Genomic DNA, 19,794 nt, shown 5'->3' on the forward strand with positions numbered 1-19,794 from the left:
GGGCGCCTATAACCTCGTATGCGTGTCGTCTCTCGCGCTCTACCGCCGTTACCGCCCGGAGTCCTTCGCCGAGGTCATCGGGCAGGGGCATGTCACCGACCCGCTGCAGCAGGCGCTGCGGAACAACCGGGTCAATCACGCGTACCTGTTCAGCGGTCCGCGCGGCTGTGGCAAGACGACCAGCGCCCGGATCCTGGCGCGCTGTCTGAACTGCGAGCAGGGCCCGACGCCGACGCCGTGCGGCGAGTGCCAGTCCTGCCGCGACCTCGCGCGCAACGGGCCGGGCTCCATCGACGTCATCGAGATCGACGCCGCCTCGCACGGAGGTGTGGACGACGCCCGCGACCTGCGGGAGAAGGCCTTCTTCGGTCCCGCCTCGAGCCGGTACAAGATCTACATCATCGACGAGGCCCACATGGTCTCCCCGCAGGGCTTCAACGCCCTGCTGAAGGTCGTCGAGGAGCCGCCGGAGCACCTCAAGTTCATCTTCGCGACCACCGAGCCCGAGAAGGTCATCGGGACCATCCGGTCGCGGACCCATCACTACCCCTTCCGGCTCGTGCCGCCCGGCACCCTGCGCGACTACCTCGCCGAGGTGTGCGGCAGGGAGGGCATCGCGGTGGAGGAGGGTGTGCTGCCGCTCGTGGTGCGGGCCGGCGCGGGGTCCGTGCGTGACTCCATGTCCGTCATGGACCAGCTGCTCGCGGGCGCCGGTGCCGACGGTGTGACGTACGACATGACGACCGCCCTGCTCGGCTACACGGACGGTTCGCTGCTCGACTCGGTCGTCGAGGCCTTCGTCTCGGGGGACGGCTCCGCCGCCTTCGGGGTCGTGGACCGGGTGATCGAGGGAGGCAACGACCCGCGGCGGTTCGTCACCGACCTGCTGGAGCGCCTGCGTGACCTGGTGATCCTCGCCGCCGTGCCCGACGCCGCGGAGAAGGGGCTCATCGACGCCCCCGCCGACGTCGTCGAGCGGATGCAGGCCCAGGCCCGGTCCTTCGGCGCGGCCGAGCTGAGCCGTGCGGCCGACATCGTGAACGAGGGGCTCACCGAGATGCGCGGCGCCCATTCGCCGCGCCTCCAGCTGGAGCTGATCTGTGCCCGCGTGATGCTGCCCGCCGCGTACGGCGACGAGCGGTCCGTGATGGCCCGCCTGGACCGGATCGAGCGCGGGGTGCAGTTCTCGGCCGGTGCGGGTGCACCCGCCATGGGGTACACGCCCGGGCCCGAGGCGCATGCCGGTGCGGGGGGCGTGGCGCCCGCCGGGGCTCCGCTGCCGCCGGGCGGCGGACCCGCCGCGGCCCGTGCGGCGGTACGGGGGCAGGGCGCCGGCGCGCCAAGCGGTGGCCCGGGCGGCGGCTCGTCCTCCGGTGCTGCTCCCAGCGTTGCTCCCGGTGCCGGTGCCGGTGCCGGTGCCGGTGCCGGTGCCGGGGCCGGGTCCTCGGCCGACGCGGGTGGCCGTTCCGCCGAGGGCGGGCCCGCGCAGGCCGCGCCTTCTTCCGCCGCCGGCGGTCCCGCGGCTTCCCCCGCGCCTGCCGCCGCTCCTGCTCCCGCTCCCGCTTCCGCTTCCGGTTCGGCGCCGGCTCCCGGTGCCTGGCCGACCGCGGCTCCCGCCGGTGGTGGGCGCCGCCCCGGCGGATGGCCCACGGCGGCCCCCGCGGGGGGCGGGCAGTCCCGGACACCGGCCGCTCCCAGCCCCTCGGCCGGCCCCTCCGCGACTCCGGCCCCGGCTGCCGCTCCGGCCGGTCCCGCGCCCGCCTCTCCGCCGCCGGGCGCTCCCGGGATCGACCCCCGCACGATCTGGCCCAACATCCTGGAGGCGGTCAAGAACCGCCGCCGGTTCACCTGGATCCTGCTCAGCCAGAACGCTCAGGTGACCGGCTTCGACGGCACCTCCCTCCAGCTCGGCTTCGTCAACGCCGGCGCCCGGGACAACTTCGTCAGCAGCGGCAGCGAGGACGTGCTGCGGCAGGCCCTGGCCGAGCAGTTCAACGTGCAGTGGAAGATCGACGCGGTCGTCGATCCCTCCGGCGGCTCGGCGCCTCCCTCCGGTGTGGGCCCGTCCGGCCCCTCGGGACCCTCCGGTGGCTACGGCGGCGGAGGCGGCTTCGGCGGCGGTGGCGGTTTCGGCGGGGGCGCGCCCGCACAGCGGCCGTCGGCGCCCGCGTCCCCGTCCGCGCCCGCCGCCCCGTCCGCGACCCCCGCTCCGGCTCCGGCGTCCGCTCCGGCCGCCGCCCCCGCGCCCCGGCCCTCGGCACCCGAGCCGCCCCCGGTCTCCCCCGAGGACGACATCCCCGAGGACGACGACCCGGACCTCGACGAGTCGGCGCTCTCCGGCAAGGAACTGCTGGTCCGCGAACTGGGCGCGACGGTGGTCGAGGAGATCGCCAACGAGTGACCGCCCGAGCCGTGCGCTCGGCCTGGAGGAAGCCACAAGCATGCGCGGCCGGTCCCTTCGGAAGCCCGCACAAACCGCGGCGGCCCGTTCCCATTAGGCTTCACCCCGTGAAGGTCCTTGTCATCGGCGGCGGCGCCCGCGAACACGCCCTGTGCCGTTCCCTGTCCCTCGACCCCGACGTCACCGCGCTGCACTGCGCACCCGGCAACGCCGGTATCGCCGAGGTCGCCGAACTGCACCAGGTCGACGCCCTCGACGGCGCGGCCGTCACCGCGCTCGCCACCCGGCTCGGCGCCGAGCTGGTCGTCGTGGGACCCGAGGCGCCGCTGGTCGCCGGGGTCGCCGACGCCGTCCGCGAGGCGGGCATCCCGGTCTTCGGGCCGTCGGGGGAGGCGGCGCGGCTGGAGGGCTCCAAGGCCTTCGCCAAGGACGTGATGGCCGCCGCGGGCGTGCCCACGGCCCGTTCCTACGTCTGCACGACCCCCGACGAGGTCGACGCGGCCCTCGCCGCCTTCGGCGCGCCCTACGTCGTCAAGGACGACGGGCTGGCCGCGGGCAAGGGCGTCGTCGTCACCGACGACGTCGAGGCGGCCCGCGCCCACGCGAACGCCTGCGACCGCGTCGTCGTCGAGGAGTACCTGGACGGCCCCGAGGTCTCCCTCTTCGCGATCACCGACGGCGAGAACGTACGCCCGCTCCAGCCCGCCCAGGACTTCAAGCGCGCCCTCGACGGCGACGAGGGCCCGAACACCGGCGGCATGGGCGCGTACTCGCCGCTGCCCTGGGCCGACCCGAAGCTGGTCGACGAGGTCGTGCAGAGCGTGCTCCAGCCGACCGTCGACGAGCTGCGCCGGCGCGGCACACCGTTCTCGGGTCTTCTCTACGCGGGGCTCGCGATCACCTCGCGCGGCGTGCGCGTGATCGAGTTCAACGCCCGTTTCGGCGACCCCGAGACCCAGGTCGTGCTGGCCCGTCTGAAGACCCCGCTCGCCGGTCTGCTGATGGCCGCCGCCACCGGCAACCTCGCCGACCTGGAGCCGCTGCGCTGGAGCGACGAGGCGGCCGTCACCGTGGTCGTCGCCTCCCACAACTACCCCGGCACCCCGCGCACCGGCGACCCGATCACCGGCCTCGACGAGGTGGCCGCCCAGGACGCCCCGCACGCCTACGTCCTGCACGCCGGCACTCGCGCCGAGGGCGACGCCGTCGTCAGCGCCGGGGGCCGCGTCCTGTCCGTCACGGCCACCGGCGCCGACCTCACGGAGGCCCGCGACCGTGCCTACCGGGCCGTCGCCCGCATCGGCCTCGACGGCTCGCAGCACCGCACCGACATCGCGGCGAAGGCGGCGGGCGCGTAACCCTCGCCTTCCCGGTCACCGGATCCGACGGGCCCCGGCTCCCTCCCAGGAGCCGGGGCCTGACCTTTGCTGTCCGTCTCCACCTTTCCCCAAAGCCATTCCATCGGGTGACCGATGGGCCATACGGCTGACGGGCGCGGGACCCCCAACTATGGTGCCGCGCAAGCGTTCCGGCACTTGGCCCACCGGCATTGCGATGTCAGTGCCGGGTGCCACAGTGGGTGAAGTGAGCAGAACCCGAAGAGCATGAAGTCCGGGAACAGCAGGAACGGCAGGAAGAGCAGCAGTGCAGCACGACGGTCCAGCAGGTACAGGGCAGACAGGACAGCGATGAGGGGGTGAGGTCCGGCCGTGACCGCTCTCGGTGGTGTGGAGATGGGCGCGCTCGCCGCGCGTACCCGGGCGCTTGCGGTGCTGCGGGTCCGCAGCCGCGCGCTGGCCGTGGCCCTGCTGCCCGCCGCCGCGGCCGTGATCCTCCTCGTCGGCGGATCCACCGGGCGCCTCGCGGGCGCAGGCTGGGACGTCCTGCGCTGGGTGGTGTCCGTCCTGGCCCTGCTCGTCCTGCTGGCCGCCGCCGGAGTCGCCCTGGTCGTGGCCCGCGCCAAGCCCGCCGTGACCCCCACGGTCACGGTCCCCGAGGAGTCGGCGCCCGAGCTCTACCGGATGGTGCGCGACCTGGCCGACCGGCTCGACGTCCCCGCCCCCTCGGCGATAGCGCTCACGCCGGACTGCGACAGCTGGCTGGAGGACCGCACCCATCCGCTCCACGGCCCGCCGCCCGCGGACAGGGACGACGACGGCCTGCCCGGCCTCGGCGACCCCGCCCGCCGCCGGAGTGCCGTCGCGGCGCCCGTCCTGGTCATCGGCTCGCCGTTCCTGTGGTGGATGCGGGTGGGCGAGCTGCGTGCCGTCCTCGCCCCGGTGGTCGCCGGTACGGAGCCTTCGGCACACCCCGACATAGCCGCGGCCCGGCGCTTCATACGGGGCCTGGACGCCGCCGTGGCGGTGGCCTCGGCGGGCCGGCGCGACCCGCTGTCCCGGGTGGCGTGCGCGGGCCTCGGCTGGGTGTCCCGGCTCCTGCTGCGCGGCTGCCGACGGCACGCGACCGAGATGGAGCGCGGGGTCGCCGCCGCGGCCGCGGAGCGTGCACAGGCTGTGGACTACGGTCTGCGGATCGTCGCGCAGGAGCAGGTGGGGCTCGCCTACGCGGGCTGGGACCGGCTGCTGACCCGGGTGGCGCTGCCCGCCTGGCGGATGGGCCGCTGGCCCTCCCGGCTGGACGTGGGCGTCGTCGCCGCCCTCACGGAGCTGTCGCGCCGGGACCGCCTGGCCGAGGGCTTCGCCTCCCGCCTGGGCGAGCGTCCCGCCTGTGACCTGCTGGAGGAGCCCGGGGTGGTGGACGAGGCGGTCTCGCTCCTCGCCGCGCGCCTCTTCCACGGAGGGCCGGCCGAGACCGGTCCGGACTGGTCGCCGGTCGGCTGGGAGGAGTATCCCGAGGAGGTCGTCGACCGGTCCTGGCGCACGGACGCGGCCCGTCTGCACCGGGTGCTCGACACGCTGGGCGTCCGTCGCACCGGCGGGGGCACCGCACCGGGCACGGACGGCCCGACCCTGGCCCGCGTCCTGGACCACCTCACCACCCAGGACCCCGCGCTCACCCTCGCCTCTCCCACAGACGCCGACGCGGCCCCGGCCCCCGGGACACCTCCCGCGGCCGACACCACTGCCCGGCCCGCCGCCGCGGACCCGGCCCCCGCCGACGCGCATGCGCCGTACGGCGGCCGAGGCGCCCCGTCTCCGCAGTACGCCGACGGCGCCGCCCCGCCTCCGGCCCACACCGACCACCAGGCCGTCCCCGCCGACGACGAGGACGACCTCGCCGGCACCACGGCACGGGGGGCCGCCCTGGCCGCCGGGCTCAGTGCGCAGCTGGCCCGTGAGGAGGCCCGGGAGCGGCCCGTCGGAGCCGGGGTTCCCTCCCCGCCCCCGGGTCCGGGCACCGGGGCGGGTCCGGAGGCCGCCCTCTGGGACGACCGTGCGCTTCCCCTCCTGCCGTTGCAGCCCCCGCGCACCGGGCGCGAGATCCTCGCCGCGCACATCACGGCGATGGTGTGCTGCGCGGCGATGGACACCGTCGGTGCGGCCCCCGGCCTCGACTGGCTCGACGGGCCGGCGCTCCTGCTCGACGGCGCCCGCACCGCGGACCCGGCGCCCAGCGTGCTCAGCCTCGTCGAGACGGGTGACCCGGGCCCGCTGCGCGCCTGGATGACCGAGCTCGGCATACGCCCGGAGAAGCCGGTACGACTGGTCTGACGCCCGTACCGCCCCCACCGCCCCCCGCCGCACCCGTCCGGGCGTGCCGCAGGCGGGCGCGGAGGAATCGGACGGTCTCATTCCACTTTCGGCCACTTCGCGACGAACAGTGACAGCCCGCGTGCGAAATGTGATGTGCTGGGACCGATCGCGCACATGGCAAAGGCGTTCGTCATACGCACGACCACGGGGGCACGAGGGAGGGGACTGTCCCATGGGGCCCGAGCAGATTCGCCGCTGGGAGTCGGGAGCACTCGCGCACGCCGTGACGGACCCCTTCGGACAGGGGCCGGTCCCCTGGCTGCGCGGCGGCGAGACGTACTTCGGCGACACCGGGCAGGTGGTCGCCTGGTACGCGGACCAGGACCGCACCGGCACCGACTCCGGCGGCGGCCCCCGTGCCGCCGACGACGTCCGCCGCCAGATCAAGGGCTTCACCGCGACGGGAGCCGTCGCCCCCGGCGAGGCCATCGACTTCCACGTCACCGTCGACCCGCCCCAGGAGTTCGGCGTCGACATCTACCGGATCGGCCACTACGGCGGTGACGGCGCCGCAAAGATCACCACCAGCCCCCGCCTGTCCGGCATCGTCCAGCCTCCGCCGCTCACCGCCGACCGCACGGTCTCCTGCCACCACTGGTGGCTGTCCTGGCGGTTGCAGATCCCCACGTACTGGAACGTCGGCGCGTACGTGGCCGTCCTCACCACCGCCGACGGCTACCGCTCCCACGTCCCCTTCACGGTCCGCGACGACCACCCGGCCGACCTGCTGCTCCTCCTGCCGGACGTCACCTGGCAGGCGTACAACCTCTACCCGGAGGACGGCCGTACCGGTGCCAGCCTCTACCACGCCTGGGACGAGGAGGGCCGCCTGCTCGGCGAGGCGGACGCCGCGACGACCGTCTCCTTCGACCGCCCGTACGCGGGAGCGGGCCTCCCCCTCCACGTGGGCCACGCCTACGACTTCATCCGCTTCGCCGAGCGCTACGGCTACGACGTCGCCTACGCCGACGCCCGCGACCTGCACTCCGGCCGCGTCGACCCGGCCCGCTACCGGGGCCTGGTCTTCCCGGGCCACGACGAGTACTGGTCCGGCCCCATGCGCCGCACCGCGGAACTGGCCCGCGACCGGGGGACCTCCCTGGTCTTCCTCTCCGCCAACACCATGTACTGGCAGGTGGAGCTGGCACCCTCCCCGTCCGGTGTCCCCGACCGCCTGCTGACCTGCCGCAAACGCAAAGGACCGGGCCGCCCCGCGCTGTGGCGGGAGATCGACCGCCCCGAGCAGCAGCTGCTCGGCATCCAGTACGCCGGCCGCGTCCCCGAACCGCACCCGATGATCGTCCGCAACGCCGGTCACTGGCTCTGGGAGGCCACCGGAGCCCACGAGGGCGACGAGATCGAAGACCTGGTGGCGGGCGAGGCCGACCGCTACTTCCCGCGCACGGCCCTCCCCGAGCACGACGAGCGGGTCCTGCTCGCCCACTCCCCGTACACCGACGTGGACGGCGTCCGGCGCCACCAGGAGACGTCGCTGTACCGGGCCCCGTCGGGCGCCTGGGTCTTCGCGTCCGGCACGTTCGCCTGGTCCCCGGCCCTGGACCGCCCCGGCCACGTCGACCCGCGGATCCAGCGCGCCACCGCCAACCTCCTGGACCGCATCTGCAAACGGGACTGAGCCGCGCGCCCCCGCCGCCCCGCCCCCTGCCCCGCCGGTCACCCTCCCCCCGACGTACGGGACAATCGACGTATTGTTCAGAACCACGGGGAGGAACCGTGTCCGGATTCGTTGAAAAGCCCGAGCCGATCCAGGTTCCGGGCCTGGTGCATCTGCACACCGGCAAGGTGCGCGAGCTGTACCGGAACGAGGCGGGCGACCTCGTGATGGTCGCCAGCGACCGCATCTCCGCCTACGACTGGGTGCTGCCGACCGAGATCCCCGACAAGGGCCGGGTCCTGACCCAGCTCTCGCTGTGGTGGTTCGAGCAGCTCGCCGACCTGGCGCCCAACCACGTCCTGAGCACCGAGCTGCCCCCCGGCGCCCCGGCCGACTGGGAGGGCCGCGCCCTGGTCTGCAAGTCGCTGCGGATGGTGCCCGTGGAGTGCGTGGCCCGCGGCTACCTCACCGGCTCGGGCCTGGCGGAGTACGACGAGTCCCGCACCGTCTGCGGCCTCGCCCTCCCCGAGGGCCTCGTCGACGGCTCCGAGCTGCCCGCCCCGATCTTCACCCCGGCCACCAAGGCCGAGGTCGGCGAGCACGACGAGAACGTCTCCTACGAGGAGGTCGCCCGCCAGGTCGGCGCGGACACCGCCGCCGCCCTGCGCCAGGCCACCCTCGCCGTCTACTCCCGTGCCCGGGACATCGCCCGCGAGCGCGGCATCGTCCTCGCGGACACCAAGTTCGAGTTCGGCTTCGACGGCGACGACCTGGTCCTCGCCGACGAAGTCCTCACCCCGGACTCCTCCCGCTTCTGGCCGGCCGACCAGTGGCAGCCGGGCCGCGCGCAGCCGTCGTACGACAAGCAGTTCGTGCGGGACTGGCTGACCTCCGCGGAGTCCGGCTGGGACCGCAGGAGCGAGCAGCCCCCGCCGCCGCTGCCGCAGCAGGTCGTGGACGCCACCCGCGCCAAGTACGTGGAGGCCTACGAGCTGCTGACCGGCCAGAGCTGGTCGTAGCGGCAGAGGCCGCAGAAGGCCGCACACGAAGAAGCCCCCGGCCGGAACCGGGGGCTTCTCGTCTGGAGCGAACGACGAGGTTCGAACTCGCGACCTCAACCTTGGCAAGGTTGCGCTCTACCAACTGAGCTACGTTCGCACTGCGTGCCGGGGATTTCTCCCTGGCGCGACAGCCACTATACCCAACCCCGCTCCCTCGCGATCCGCACCGCCGTGTGCCGGTTCTCCGCGCCGAGCTTGCTCGCGGCCGACGACAGGTAGTTCCGCACGGTCCCCTCGGCGAGCGCGGCGCGCTCGGCGATCTCCGAGACGGGCGCCCCGTCGGCGGCGTGCTCCAGTACTTCGGCCTCGCGGGCGGTCAGCGGCGAGTCCCCGGCGGAGATCGCGTCGGCGGCCAACTCCGGGTCGACGTAACGGTTTCCGGCGTGCACCGTGCGGATCAGTTCGGCGAGCCGCTGGGCGCTGACCGTCTTCGGGACGAACCCGCGCACGCCCGCCGCGAGAGCCCGCTTCAGATGCCCGGGCCGCCCGTGACTGGTCACGATCAGCACCTTGCAGGCGGGCAGCTCGGCCCGCAGGGATGTGGCGACCTTCACACCGTCGGCGCCGGGCATCTGGAGATCCAGTACGGCGACGTCCGGCGCGTGCGCCCGCGCCATCGCCAGCGCCTCGGGACCGGTGGCCGCCTCGGCGACGACGACGAGGTCGTCCTCCAGGGACAGCAGGGCCGCCAGGGCCCCGCGGATGAGGTGTTCGTCGTCGGCGAGCAGGACGCGCACGGTCGTCGTCGTCACGAGGCGACCTCCAGTGCGGCGCCCGCCGTGGCGTCCGGCAGCGGAACCGCGGCCGTCAGCCGGAAGACCCCGCGGCCGGCGGGTCCCGCCTCCAGCGTCCCGTCCACCGCGGAGAGCCGCTCCCGCAATCCTGTGAGCCCGGAGCCGCCCGAGCCGCCGGAGCCGGTCGTCCGGGTCGCGTCGGCCGAGGGGCCGCCCCCCGTCGTCTCCGCCGCGCCGTCGTTCTCCACCGTCAGCACTACCCGCCCTTCCGACATCCGCACCGTCACGGCGACCTTCTTCGCGTCCCCGTGCCGCAGCACGTTCGTGGTCGCCTCCCGCACCACCCAGCCGAGCGCCGACTGCACCTCGGCGGGCAGGCCGGCCGTCTCGCCGGTGACCTTCGCCGTGATGCCGGCTGCCGCCAGGACGCCCCGGGCGCCGGCCAGTTCGACCTCCAGGGCGGCCTCCCGGTAGCCGCGCACGACGTCCCGGACCTCGCGCTGCGACTCCTGGGCGATGCGCTGCACCTCGATCATCTGCTCCACCGCCTCGGGCCTGCCCCGCCGGGACAGCTGGACGGCCAGCTCGCTCTTGAGCGCGATCACCGCCAGGTTCCGTCCCATCACGTCGTGCAGGTCCCGGCCGAAGCGCAGCCGCTCCTCGGCGACCGCGAGCCTGGCCCGGGTCTCCTTGGCGTCGTCGAGCGCGTAGACGGCGTTGAGCAGCCAGAGGGAGAAGATCGAGGTGACGGCGAGGAACCCGCCGGTCACCATCACCAGGCCGGCCAGCACGACCGATGCGAGGGCGGGCATCTCCAGCGGGAACGTCAGGAGCCCCGCGCCCACCGCGAAGCCGCCGACGACGGCGACCATGCGCCGCCTGCCGCTGACCCCGAGCGTGATGACACCGGCGGCGTAGCACAGGACCCCGCCGTAGACCGAGCCCGCCGCGGTCTCCACCTCACCGGCCGGTCCGCGCTCCGCGATCACGACCGCGGTGACCGAGACCGCGGCGGAGACGACGACGAGCGCCCACATCAGGCGCACCGGCTGCGGACGCCGCCCGCGCGTCCAGTCCAGCGCCCGGGAGGAGACCAGCATGCAGACCGCGGCGTGCACGGTGACCAGCAGGGACAGCACGGTGGCGAGTCCGGCGCCGGTCCGGCCGTACGCGCTCACCCCCAGCGCGAGGATCTCGATGACCCCGAAGAAGTGGAACGACCCCCGTGTGTACGTCTCCACCTTCTCCGGCGTGCTCTTGGTCCGCCACCATCCGCCCGGCCTGCGCATCCGTCCGCCGCTCCCGCTCACCTCGTACGCCCTCGCACGTCCCTGTACGTCAGTGCCGCGGCTCCCACCGGAACCGCCGCCGTACAGCAAACACCGCGACCGCGGTCCAGGCCACCGCCGTCGCCACGGCGCCCAGCGCCTCACCGGCCGACAGGGCGCCGGTCCAGCCGCCGCGGACCAGGGTGATCACGGGCGTCAGCGGCAGCAGTTCGCACACGGAGGCGAGCCGGTCGGGCAGCAGGTCGAGCGGGATGAACAGGCCCGAGCCGAACATCGAGACGAACGTGAACGGCAGCGGGGTGACCTGCGCGCTCTCACCGGTCCTGGTGAAGCTCGCGGTGACCGCGGCGAGCGCGGCGCACATCACCAGGCCCAGCAGCAGCCCGAGGACGGCCAGGTGCGGGGCCGACGGCGCGGACAGGTCGAGCAGCGCCATGCAGCCCGCCGCGAGCAGCAGCGACTGCACGAGCCCGCTGAGGACGGCCGGCAGCGCGGACCCGCCGAGGATCTCCACGTCCCGCAGTTCGCCGGTGCGCAGCCGCTTGAGGACGAGTTCCTCGCGCCGGACGACGAAGACGCCGACGAGGGCCGAGTAGACCGCGAACAGCAGGGAGAAGCCGACGGCGGCGGGCAGCACGAGCGTGCCGACGGTCAGCCCGGCCTTGCCCAGGTCCATCTCCTCGGCGCCCGCCCGCACGCTGAACGGCATCACGAACGGGATGAACAGCGCGGCGAAGACGGTGCCCTTGTTCCGCCCGAGCAGAGTCATCTCGGCGCGGGCGAGGGCGGTCATGCGGCTCGCCGGCGTGGTGGCCGCCGCGCGGGCGGGACCCTTCGCGCGGGCCGGTGCGTCGGTGGCGCTCATGCCGCGTACTCCTTCTCCGTCGTGGGGCCGCCCGCCCTCGCGGACACCTCCTTGGCGATGCTGAGGAAGGCCTCCTCCAGGGACGCCGAGCGCACGTCCAGGCGGCGCAGTTCCACTCGGGCCTCCGCGGCCCACACCAGCAGTCCGGTGGCCGCGCGCTGCAGTTCCCGGGTGCGCAGCTTCACCGTGCGGCCGTCGGCCTCGTGGTCGCTCACGCCCAGTTCGGCGAGCGGCGGCAGGTCGCCCACGAAGTACCCGTCGGGCAGTTCGAAGGAGATGCGGGACGGCTGCGCTGCGGTCACCTCGGCCGGGGTGCCGGTGGCGGCGATCCGGCCCTCGTGCATGATCGCGAGCCGGTCGGCGAGGTTCTCGGCCTCCTCCAGATAGTGCGTGGTCAGCAGCACCGTCGTACCGGCGTCGCGCAGCCCGCTCACCAACTCCCAGGTGTCCCGGCGGCCTTCGGCGTCCAGGCCGGTGCTGGGCTCGTCGAGGAAGAGCACCTCGGGGTCGCCGAGCAGCGCGAGCGCCAGGTCCAGGCGGCGGCGCTGGCCCCCGGACAGCTGCTTCACGCGGGTGCCCGCCTTCGCCTCCAGGCCGACCAGCGCCAGCACCTCCGCGGGTGGCCGGGCGCCGCTCACGCATCCCGCCCACATCCGCGCCGTCTCGGCGACCGTCAGCTCGGAGGGGAAGCCGCCCTCCTGCAGCATGACCCCGGTGCGGGGGCGTACGGCGGCCCGCTCGGTGTACGGGTCGTGCCCGAGGACGCGCACCCGCCCGCCGGCCGGAGCGGCGAGCCCTTCCAGCAGTTCGACCGTCGACGTCTTGCCGGCGCCGTTGGTGCCCAGCAGGGCGAAGACCTCGCCGCGACGCACGGAGAAGTCGATCCCGCGCACGGCCTCGAACCCGCCCCCGTACACACGTCGCAGGTCGGTGACCTCAATCACGTGCTCGTGTCCGTTGGTTTGCATGCCTCAAGGATTCCGGCGCCCCGGGCGGGACGACAGTGCGAGCCGTCATCGCCGAACATGACAAATGTCAGAACCGGCCCGCGGGACTCCGGATCCGGACGCACGAAAAGACCCCGGTCCTGGAGGACCGGGGTCTGATTCCCGAGCGGACGACGAGGCTCGAACTCGCGACCTCAACCTTGGCAAGGTTGCGCTCTACCAACTGAGCTACGTCCGCATTGCTCCCGAACGGCCTTCACCGGTCGGTGCGAGCACCAGCCTACCTGATCCAATCGAGTGGTCGGTACGGCGATGCAGAGCGGGTGACAGGAATTGCACACTGCGCCTTCCCCCTGGAAGGGGGATGTTCTACTACTGAACTACACCCGCGTGTTCCGTGAGCCGGGCCTTTCGGCCTCGCCCCTCGGCGTGCTCCAGACTTTAGCTGATCACCCGGGGTGCCGCGCAAGTCGGTTGCCGCGAGGGGCGGCTGAGCGGCCGTCGGCCGCTCCCGGCCCGGGGCGGCTCACTGCGCCGCGGCGAACGCCTCGTACACCCTCTTCGGGATCCGGCCCCGCGCGGGCACGTCCATCTTGTTCGCCTGGGCCCAGGCGCGGACCGCCGCCGGGTCGGGGGCGACCTCCGTCTGCCGGTAGGCCTTGCCGGACCGGGAGCGCTTGCGGCCGGCCGAGACGTACGGCTCGAGCGCCTTGCGCAGTTTCCGGGCATTGGCTTCGTTCAGGTCGATCTCGTACATCCGGCCGTCGACTCCGAAGGCGATCGTCTCCGCCGCTTCCGAGCCGTCGATGTCGTCAAAGAGAGTGACCACGACACGCTGCGCCACGAATATCGGTCCCTTCGTGCGGCATCTCCGCGATGACGTGCCCGAACGTGCCAAGACGCCGCGATGATGCCGACTGTTCGCCTGTAATTGGGCAAAGTATCGGCTAATGACATTTCATTTGTACAGTGCCCGGCATTGCAATGGGAAGCCCGACTAAATCTGCCCGCGTGTCTGCCGGGCAATAGGTGTCCGCGCTCGATCCCGGATCTTTCCCGAAGCTTTTCGAGACCGCCGCCTCCCGATGCCGGATCGTGACTGGGCTCACGTAGTTTCCTCCAAGGCTACGCGCGTAGAAATTTTGTACGGGTAGTCTGAAGGAACCTGCTCAGCACCACACACCGGGAGTGCCAGTGGCACGCGTCGTAGTCGACGTCATGCTCAAGCCGGAGATCCTCGACCCCCAGGGCCAGGCGGTGCAGCGCGCACTGCCGCGACTGGGTTTCGAAGGGATCTCGGACGTCCGTCAGGGAAAGCGATTCGAACTGGAAGTGGACGGGCCGGTCGACGACGCCGCCCTCGCCCGCATCCATGATCTTGCGGAATCCTTCCTCGCCAACACCGTGATCGAGGACTTCACCGTCAAGGTCGAGTCCGAAGACGTAGTCGCGGGGGCCGCGAAGTGACCGCTCGTATTGGCGTCGTCACTTTCCCCGGCAGCCTCGACGACCGGGACACGCAGCGCGCGATCCGCGTCGCCGGCGCCGAACCCGTCGCCCTCTGGCACAAGGACAAGGACCTCAAGCAGGTCGACGCCGTGGTGCTGTGCGGCGGATTCTCGTACGGCGATTATCTGCGGGCCGGCGCCATCGCGCGCTTCTCGCCGGTGATGGACACCGTCATCGACCAGGCGAAGGCCGGCCTGCCGGTGCTGGGCATCTGCAACGGCTTCCAGATCCTCACGGAGGCCCACCTGCTGCCCGGCGGCATGCTGGGCAACGACCACCTGCACTTCATCTGCCGCGACCAGAAGCTGCGGGTGGAGAACGCGGGCACCGCCTGGACCAGCGACTACACCGCCGGCCAGGAGATCCACATCCCGCTGAAGAACATGGACGGCCGCTACGTCGCCGACCGGCGCACGCTGGACGAGCTGGAGGCCGAGGGCCGGGTCGCCTTCCGGTACGTGGACTTCAACCCCAACGGTTCGCTCAACGACATCGCCGGCATCACCAATGCCGCCGGGAACGTCGTCGGCCTGATGCCGCACCCCGAGCACGCCGTCGAGCCGCTGATCGGCACCGGCCGCACCGACGGCCTCCCGTTCTTCACCTCGATCCTCAAGAAGCTGGTCAACGCATGAGCCGGACGCCTCTGGACACGGTCGAGCACGCGGCCGCGACCCCCGACGTCGAGCTGCCCTGGGCCGAGCTGGGCCTGAAGAAGGACGAGTACGAGAGGGTCGTGGAGATCCTCGGCCGCCGCCCCACCGGCGCGGAGCTGGCCATGTACTCGGTGATGTGGTCCGAGCACTGCTCGTACAAGAGCAGCAAGGTGCACCTGCGCCAGTTCGGCGAGAAGGCCCCCGAGTCCGACGCGATGCTCGTCGGCATCGGCGAGAACGCCGGTGTCGTCGACGTCGGCCAGGGCTACGCGGTCACCTTCAAGGTCGAGTCGCACAACCACCCGTCGTACGTGGAGCCCTACCAGGGCGCCGCGACCGGCGTCGGCGGCATCGTGCGCGACATCATCGCGATGGGCGCCCGCCCGGTCGCCGTCGTGGACCCCCTGCGCTTCGGCGCGGCCGACCACCCCGACACCAAGCGCGTCCTCCCGGGCGTCGTCGCCGGCATCGGCGGCTACGGCAACTGCCTGGGCCTGCCCAACATCGGCGGCGAGGTCGTCTTCGACGCCTGCTACCAGGGCAACCCGCTGGTCAACGCCGGTGCCATCGGCGTCATGCGGCACGAGGACATCCACCTCGCCAAGGCGTCCGGCGCGGGCAACAAGGTCATCCTGTACGGGGCCCGCACCGGCGGTGACGGCATCGGCGGCGCGTCGATCCTGGCATCCGAGACCTTCGACGACGCCAAGCCGTCCAAGCGCCCCGCCGTCCAGGTCGGCGACCCCTTCCAGGAGAAGCTCCTCATCGAGTGCACCCTGGAGGCCTTCGCCGAGAAGCTGGTCGTCGGCATCCAGGACCTGGGCGCGGCGGGCCTGTCCTGCGCGACCAGCGAGCTGGCGTCGAACGGCTCCGGCGGCATGCGCGTCACCCTGGACGACGTGCCCCTGCGCGACTCGACTCTGTCTCCCGAGGAAATCCTCATGAGCGAGTCGCAGGAACGCATGTGCGCGGTGGTCGAGCCGGGCAAGGTCGACCGCTTCCTGGAGATCTGCGAGAAGTGGGACGTCATCGCCACCGTCATCGGTGAGGTGACCGACGGCGACCGCCTGGAGATCTACTGGCACGGCGGCAAGATCGTCGACGTCGACCCGCGCACGGTCGCGCACGAGGGCCCGGTCTACGAGCGCCCCTACGCCCGTCCCGACTGGCAGGACGCCCTCCAGGCCGACGACGCGAACAAGCTGCCCCGGCCGCGGACGTCCGACGAGCTGAAGGACCAGGTCCTCAAGCTGGTCGGCTCGCCCAACCAGGCGTCCAAGCAGTGGATCACCCAGCAGTACGACCACTTCGTGCAGGGCAACACCGTCCTCGCCCAGCCCGAGGACTCGGGCATGATCCGCGTGGACGAGGAGTCCGGCCTCGGCGTCGCCATCGCCACCGACGGCAACGGCCGCTACGCCAAGCTCGACCCGTACACGGGCGCGCAGCTGGCGCTGGCGGAGGCCTACCGCAACGTGGCCACGACCGGCGCGAAGCCCCTCGCGGTCTCCGACTGCCTGAACTTCGGCTCGCCGGAGGACCCGGCGGTCATGTGGCAGTTCGCGGAGGCCGTGCGCGGCCTGGCCGACGGCTGCCGGCAGCTCGGCACCCCGGTGACGGGCGGCAACGTCTCGCTCTACAACCAGACGGGCGAGGCGGCCATCCACCCGACCCCGGTGGTCGCGGTCCTCGGCGTCATCGACGACGTGGCCCGCCGCACGCCGGTCGCCTTCCAGGAGGACGGCCAGCTGCTGTACCTGCTGGGCGACACGCGTGAGGAGTTCGGCGGCTCGGCCTGGTCCCAGGTGATCCACGACCACCTCGGCGGCCTGCCCCCGAAGGTCGACCTGGAGCGCGAGCGCCTGCTGGGCGAGATCCTGATCTCCGCCTCCCGCGACGGCATGATCGACTCCGCGCACGACCTGTCCGACGGCGGTCTGGTCCAGGCGGTCGTCGAGTCGGCGCTGCTCGGCGGCAAGGGCGCGCGTCTGGTCGTACCCGACGGGCTCGACGCCTTCACCTTCCTCTTCTCGGAGTCGGCGGGCCGCGCGGTCGTCGCCGTCCCGCGCTCGGAGGAGGTCCGCTTCAACGACATGTGCGGCGCCCGCGGCCTGCCCGTCACCCGCATCGGCGTGGTCGACGGCGACGCGGTCGAGGTCCAGGGCGAGTTCACCCTCCCCCTGGCCGACCTGCGCGAGGCCCACGAGGGGACGATCCCGGGGCTGCTGGCGTAACGGCGGTACGACGTGGAAGGGCCGTCCGGAGCAATCCGGGCGGCCCTTTCCGCGTGCTCCGGCGGCACCAGTCTTGCGCGCTATTACGTACTTACGTAATCTCAAGGGTGTGGAGCGACTGGAACAGCGAGTGGCGGACCTCGAACGGCGCCTCGCCGCCCTGGAGGCCGCCGAGCGGCCCGCCCCCCGCCCCGAGGAGGGCGACTTCTGGGCCCTCGAAGGGCTGAAGGAGCAGCTCGGCGAGCTGGGGGCGGAGGCCGGCGGCGTCCTGTTCACCGGCACCGTGCGCCTGCCGGCCGGGGAGCGGTACGAGTGGCAGCACGGCACGCTCACCGAAGGGCTGCTGGACGCCGACTGGGCCGAATCCGCCGAGGTGTTCGCGGCCCTCGGACATCCCGTGCGGATGCGGATCCTGCGCGAGGTCCTCGACGGCCGGCGCACCGCCGCCGAGCTGGCGGAGCTGGACGGGATGGGCACGACCGGCCAGATCTACCACCACCTGCGTCAGCTCACCGGCGCCGGCTGGCTGCACGCCACCGGCCGGGGCCGTCACGAGGTGCCGCCGGGGCGGGTCGTACCGCTGCTGGTGGCGCTGTCGACCGCACGGAACTGACCGGGACCCTCGGGTTCCACACCGGCAAGGGGGAACGAACGATGTCCGCACGCAAGCTCGCCATGATCACCTTCCGGGTGCTGCAGCTCGCCTTCCTGGCCCTGGTGGTCACCGGCGTCCTCTTCGACCCGGGGTATCCGTGGTGGAGCGTCTTCCTGCCGCTGGTCCTCGCCTACGCCCTGATCACCGTGGTCAACCGCTGGAACGGCGGCGCCCCCGACGCGCCCGGCAGGTCCCGCGTGCCCGTCGAGGTCGCCCCGCCCGTCACCGGCCGCTGGTCCGCGCTGAACAGCCCGGCCGACCGCACTCCGAGCCACGGCGTCCACGCCTACGGCCAGACCTTCGCCATCGACCTCGTCGGCGAGCCGGAGCCCGGGGCCCGGCCGGGCTTCCGCGCCCTGTGGCCGCTCGCCCGGAGCCCCCGCGCCTTCCCGGCGTTCGGCGCCCCGCTCCTCGCGGTCGCCGACGGCACGGTCGTACGGACCGACGACGGCCAGCGCGACCACCTGAGCCGCACCTCGCTGCCCGCGCTGCTGTACCTGATGCTCGTCGAGGGCTCGGTGCGCGAGCTGGCCGGTGTCCGCCGCATCGTCGGCAACCACCTGGTCCTCGACCTCGGCGACGGCACCCACGCCCTGTACGCCCACGTGCGGCGAGGTTCCTTCACCGTCCGCGAGGGCGACCACGTCCGCGCCGGTCAGGTCCTCGCCGGGTGCGGCAACACCGGCAACTCCAGCGAGCCGCACGTCCATTTCCAGCTCATGGACGGCCCCGACCCGGACACCGCACGGGGTGTCCCCTTCACCTGGACCGGCATCGGCGTCCCGCGCAACGGCGAGGTGTTCGACGCGGCCGGGGACCCGCACACCGGGCTTGACCTCAAGCGCGGTTGAGTTCCTAAGGTCGGCGGCGCCGGTCTCGACGTAACCGGAGACGTACCCAGACGTAAGGGAGAGGAGCGCTCATGAGGACGCTGGTGCTGGGCAGGACCGCCGTCAGGGTGACGGCGGTGGTGGACACGCTGCGCGCCGACGGGTTCAGTGTGGAGGGAGTGACCACCGACGAGGAGGCCCGCAAGCTCCTGGAGACGCGCGAGTTCGGCGTCATGGTCATCGGCGGGGGCGTGGGACCGGACTCCCGCGCCGCCCTCAAGGAACTCGCGGCCGAGTGCGGGGTGCGGCGGGTGATCGACGGGGCGTTGACCGAGCCGTTCGACGCCTATGTGCGCCGGGTGTTCGAGCCGCTGATCCGGGAGACCGCCGCCGAGGGGTGACTCGGCCACTCCCGCTCCTCGCCTAGGCTCACCGCCATGCCGCCCGCCAGGAAACGCCCCCGCGCCTACGATCCCGCCCGCACCCGCGCCGCCGTGCTCGCCCAGTTCGGCAGCGTACGGGCGGCCGTCCGCACCCTGACCCCGGAGCAGCTCGCGCTGCCCACCCGGCTGGGGGACTGGACCGTGCGGGAGCTGGTCGCGCACGTCGGGACGGCGCTGGCCGCCGTGGACCGGCTGCTGGGTGAGGCGGAGCCCCGGCGGCAGGACGGGCGGCTGCTCGACTGGCCGTTCGCCATCGCCGCCGACGCGGACGCCATCGCCGCGACCGCCCGCCGGCTCGCCGGCGAGCACCCCGACCTCGACGCCCACCTCGCCGGGGTCGAGCGGCGCTTCACCGAGCTGCTCGACACCCAGCCCGGCAGCAGGCTGCTCCCGACCAGCGCGGGCGCCCTGCCGCTGGCCGACTACGTCGTCACCCGCACCGTCGAGCTGGTCGTGCACACCGACGACCTGAACGCCGCGGTCCCCGGCCTCGACGTCCCGTACGACCGGCAGGCGCTGGCCGCCGCGACCCGGCTGCTGGCCGACGCGCTCGCCGTGAAGGCGCCCGGCGGTTCGACGGAGGTGCGGATCCCGCCGTACGCGGTCGTGCAGTGCGTGGAAGGTCCCCGGCACACCCGGGGCACACCGCCCAACGTCGTCGAGACCGACCCGCTGACCTGGGTCCGGCTGGCCACCGGACGGCTGGACTGGAGGGACGCCCTGGACGGGGCGAAGGTCAGCGCGAGCGGGGAGCGGGCCGACCTCGGCGCCCTGCTGCCGCTGCTGAGCTGAGGGAGATTCCGTGCCGAGCGCGGGCCGGACGGAACCGGATCTTCCCCCGC

General features: G+C 73.1%; 17 protein-coding genes and 3 tRNA genes. 12 read left to right on the forward strand and 8 right to left on the reverse strand.

Going from position 1 to position 19,794, the window contains the following annotated elements:
* The first annotated feature begins 22 nt into the window (after nucleotides 1-22).
* From NI25_RS20150 to NI25_RS20170, 5 genes are all read left to right on the forward strand, one after another.
* Nucleotides 23-2,401, forward strand: coding sequence for a DNA polymerase III subunit gamma and tau (locus NI25_RS20150; RefSeq protein ID WP_061443777.1), 2,379 nt, complete (start codon nucleotides 23-25; stop codon nucleotides 2,399-2,401).
* A gap of 107 nt (nucleotides 2,402-2,508) precedes the next feature.
* Nucleotides 2,509-3,759 carry a phosphoribosylamine--glycine ligase gene (gene purD / locus NI25_RS20155; RefSeq protein WP_061443778.1) on the forward strand — a complete coding sequence of 417 codons (1,251 nt, stop codon included), beginning with the start codon at nucleotides 2,509-2,511 and terminating at the stop codon, nucleotides 3,757-3,759.
* Nucleotides 3,760-4,110: 351 nt separating this feature from the next.
* A complete protein-coding gene (locus NI25_RS20160) occupies nucleotides 4,111-6,072 on the forward strand; it encodes a hypothetical protein (protein WP_061443779.1) in 1,962 nt (653 codons plus the stop codon).
* Between the two features lie 214 nt (nucleotides 6,073-6,286).
* Nucleotides 6,287-7,750: a N,N-dimethylformamidase beta subunit family domain-containing protein gene (locus tag NI25_RS20165; RefSeq protein ID WP_061443780.1), complete on the forward strand. Its 1,464-nt coding sequence runs from the start codon at nucleotides 6,287-6,289 to the stop codon at nucleotides 7,748-7,750.
* A gap of 98 nt (nucleotides 7,751-7,848) precedes the next feature.
* Entirely contained in the window at nucleotides 7,849-8,748 is a 900-nt protein-coding gene (locus tag NI25_RS20170) for a phosphoribosylaminoimidazolesuccinocarboxamide synthase (RefSeq protein WP_061443781.1), read from the forward strand.
* Nucleotides 8,749-8,811: 63 nt separating this feature from the next.
* On the opposite strand, the gene NI25_RS20175 is transcribed toward NI25_RS20170, so the two are convergent.
* The 8 genes from NI25_RS20175 to NI25_RS20210 all read right to left on the reverse strand — a co-directional run bounded on the left by NI25_RS20175 (nucleotide 8,812) and on the right by NI25_RS20210 (nucleotide 13,469).
* Nucleotides 8,812-8,887: transfer RNA gene (locus NI25_RS20175), tRNA-Gly, on the reverse strand.
* 37 nt (nucleotides 8,888-8,924) lie between these two features.
* Nucleotides 8,925-9,527 carry a response regulator gene (locus tag NI25_RS20180; protein ID WP_061447001.1) on the reverse strand — a complete coding sequence of 201 codons (603 nt, stop codon included), beginning with the start codon at nucleotides 9,525-9,527 and terminating at the stop codon, nucleotides 8,925-8,927.
* An 11-nt stretch (nucleotides 9,528-9,538) separates the two neighbouring features.
* Nucleotides 9,539-10,813, reverse strand: coding sequence for a sensor histidine kinase (locus NI25_RS20185; protein WP_061443782.1), 1,275 nt, complete (start codon nucleotides 10,811-10,813; stop codon nucleotides 9,539-9,541).
* Nucleotides 10,814-10,862: 49 nt separating this feature from the next.
* Nucleotides 10,863-11,678, reverse strand: a complete 816-nt coding sequence (locus NI25_RS20190; protein ID WP_061443783.1) for an ABC transporter permease — start codon at nucleotides 11,676-11,678, stop codon at nucleotides 10,863-10,865.
* Nucleotides 11,675-12,646, reverse strand: coding sequence for an ABC transporter ATP-binding protein (locus tag NI25_RS20195; RefSeq protein WP_061443784.1), 972 nt, complete (start codon nucleotides 12,644-12,646; stop codon nucleotides 11,675-11,677). The genes NI25_RS20190 and NI25_RS20195 overlap by 4 nt, the downstream gene beginning before the upstream one ends.
* A gap of 144 nt (nucleotides 12,647-12,790) precedes the next feature.
* Nucleotides 12,791-12,863, reverse strand: a tRNA-Gly gene (locus NI25_RS20200).
* Between the two features lie 80 nt (nucleotides 12,864-12,943).
* A tRNA-Gly gene (locus NI25_RS20205) sits at nucleotides 12,944-13,015 on the reverse strand.
* A gap of 136 nt (nucleotides 13,016-13,151) precedes the next feature.
* Complete coding sequence (locus tag NI25_RS20210) at nucleotides 13,152-13,469, reverse strand: histone-like nucleoid-structuring protein Lsr2 (RefSeq protein ID WP_061443785.1); 318 nt, start codon at nucleotides 13,467-13,469, stop codon at nucleotides 13,152-13,154.
* Between the two features lie 350 nt (nucleotides 13,470-13,819).
* Here NI25_RS20210 and purS point away from each other — a divergent pair, with 350 nt between their 5' ends.
* The 7 genes from purS to NI25_RS20245 all read left to right on the forward strand — a co-directional run bounded on the left by purS (nucleotide 13,820) and on the right by NI25_RS20245 (nucleotide 19,744).
* On the forward strand, nucleotides 13,820-14,092 hold the full coding sequence (gene purS / locus NI25_RS20215; RefSeq protein WP_003974895.1) for a phosphoribosylformylglycinamidine synthase subunit PurS: 273 nt from the start codon (nucleotides 13,820-13,822) through the stop codon (nucleotides 14,090-14,092).
* Entirely contained in the window at nucleotides 14,089-14,769 is a 681-nt protein-coding gene (gene purQ, locus NI25_RS20220; protein ID WP_061443786.1) for a phosphoribosylformylglycinamidine synthase subunit PurQ, read from the forward strand. Before purS ends, purQ begins: the two co-directional genes overlap by 4 nt.
* A complete protein-coding gene (purL, locus tag NI25_RS20225; RefSeq protein WP_061443787.1) occupies nucleotides 14,766-17,024 on the forward strand; it encodes a phosphoribosylformylglycinamidine synthase subunit PurL in 2,259 nt (752 codons plus the stop codon). The genes purQ and purL overlap by 4 nt, the downstream gene beginning before the upstream one ends.
* Nucleotides 17,025-17,154: 130 nt before the next feature.
* Nucleotides 17,155-17,637, forward strand: coding sequence for an ArsR/SmtB family transcription factor (locus NI25_RS20230; RefSeq protein ID WP_061443788.1), 483 nt, complete (start codon nucleotides 17,155-17,157; stop codon nucleotides 17,635-17,637).
* Between the two features lie 41 nt (nucleotides 17,638-17,678).
* Entirely contained in the window at nucleotides 17,679-18,530 is an 852-nt protein-coding gene (locus NI25_RS20235) for a M23 family metallopeptidase (protein ID WP_061443789.1), read from the forward strand.
* Nucleotides 18,531-18,601: 71 nt separating this feature from the next.
* Nucleotides 18,602-18,910, forward strand: coding sequence for a hypothetical protein (locus NI25_RS20240; protein WP_061443790.1), 309 nt, complete (start codon nucleotides 18,602-18,604; stop codon nucleotides 18,908-18,910).
* A 36-nt stretch (nucleotides 18,911-18,946) separates the two neighbouring features.
* A complete protein-coding gene (locus tag NI25_RS20245; RefSeq protein WP_061443791.1) occupies nucleotides 18,947-19,744 on the forward strand; it encodes a maleylpyruvate isomerase family mycothiol-dependent enzyme in 798 nt (265 codons plus the stop codon).
* Nucleotides 19,745-19,794: the final 50 nt, after the last annotated feature.

Source organism: Streptomyces sp. CCM_MD2014, from assembly GCF_000772045.1.
GTDB classification, from domain to species: domain Bacteria; phylum Actinomycetota; class Actinomycetes; order Streptomycetales; family Streptomycetaceae; genus Streptomyces; species Streptomyces salinarius.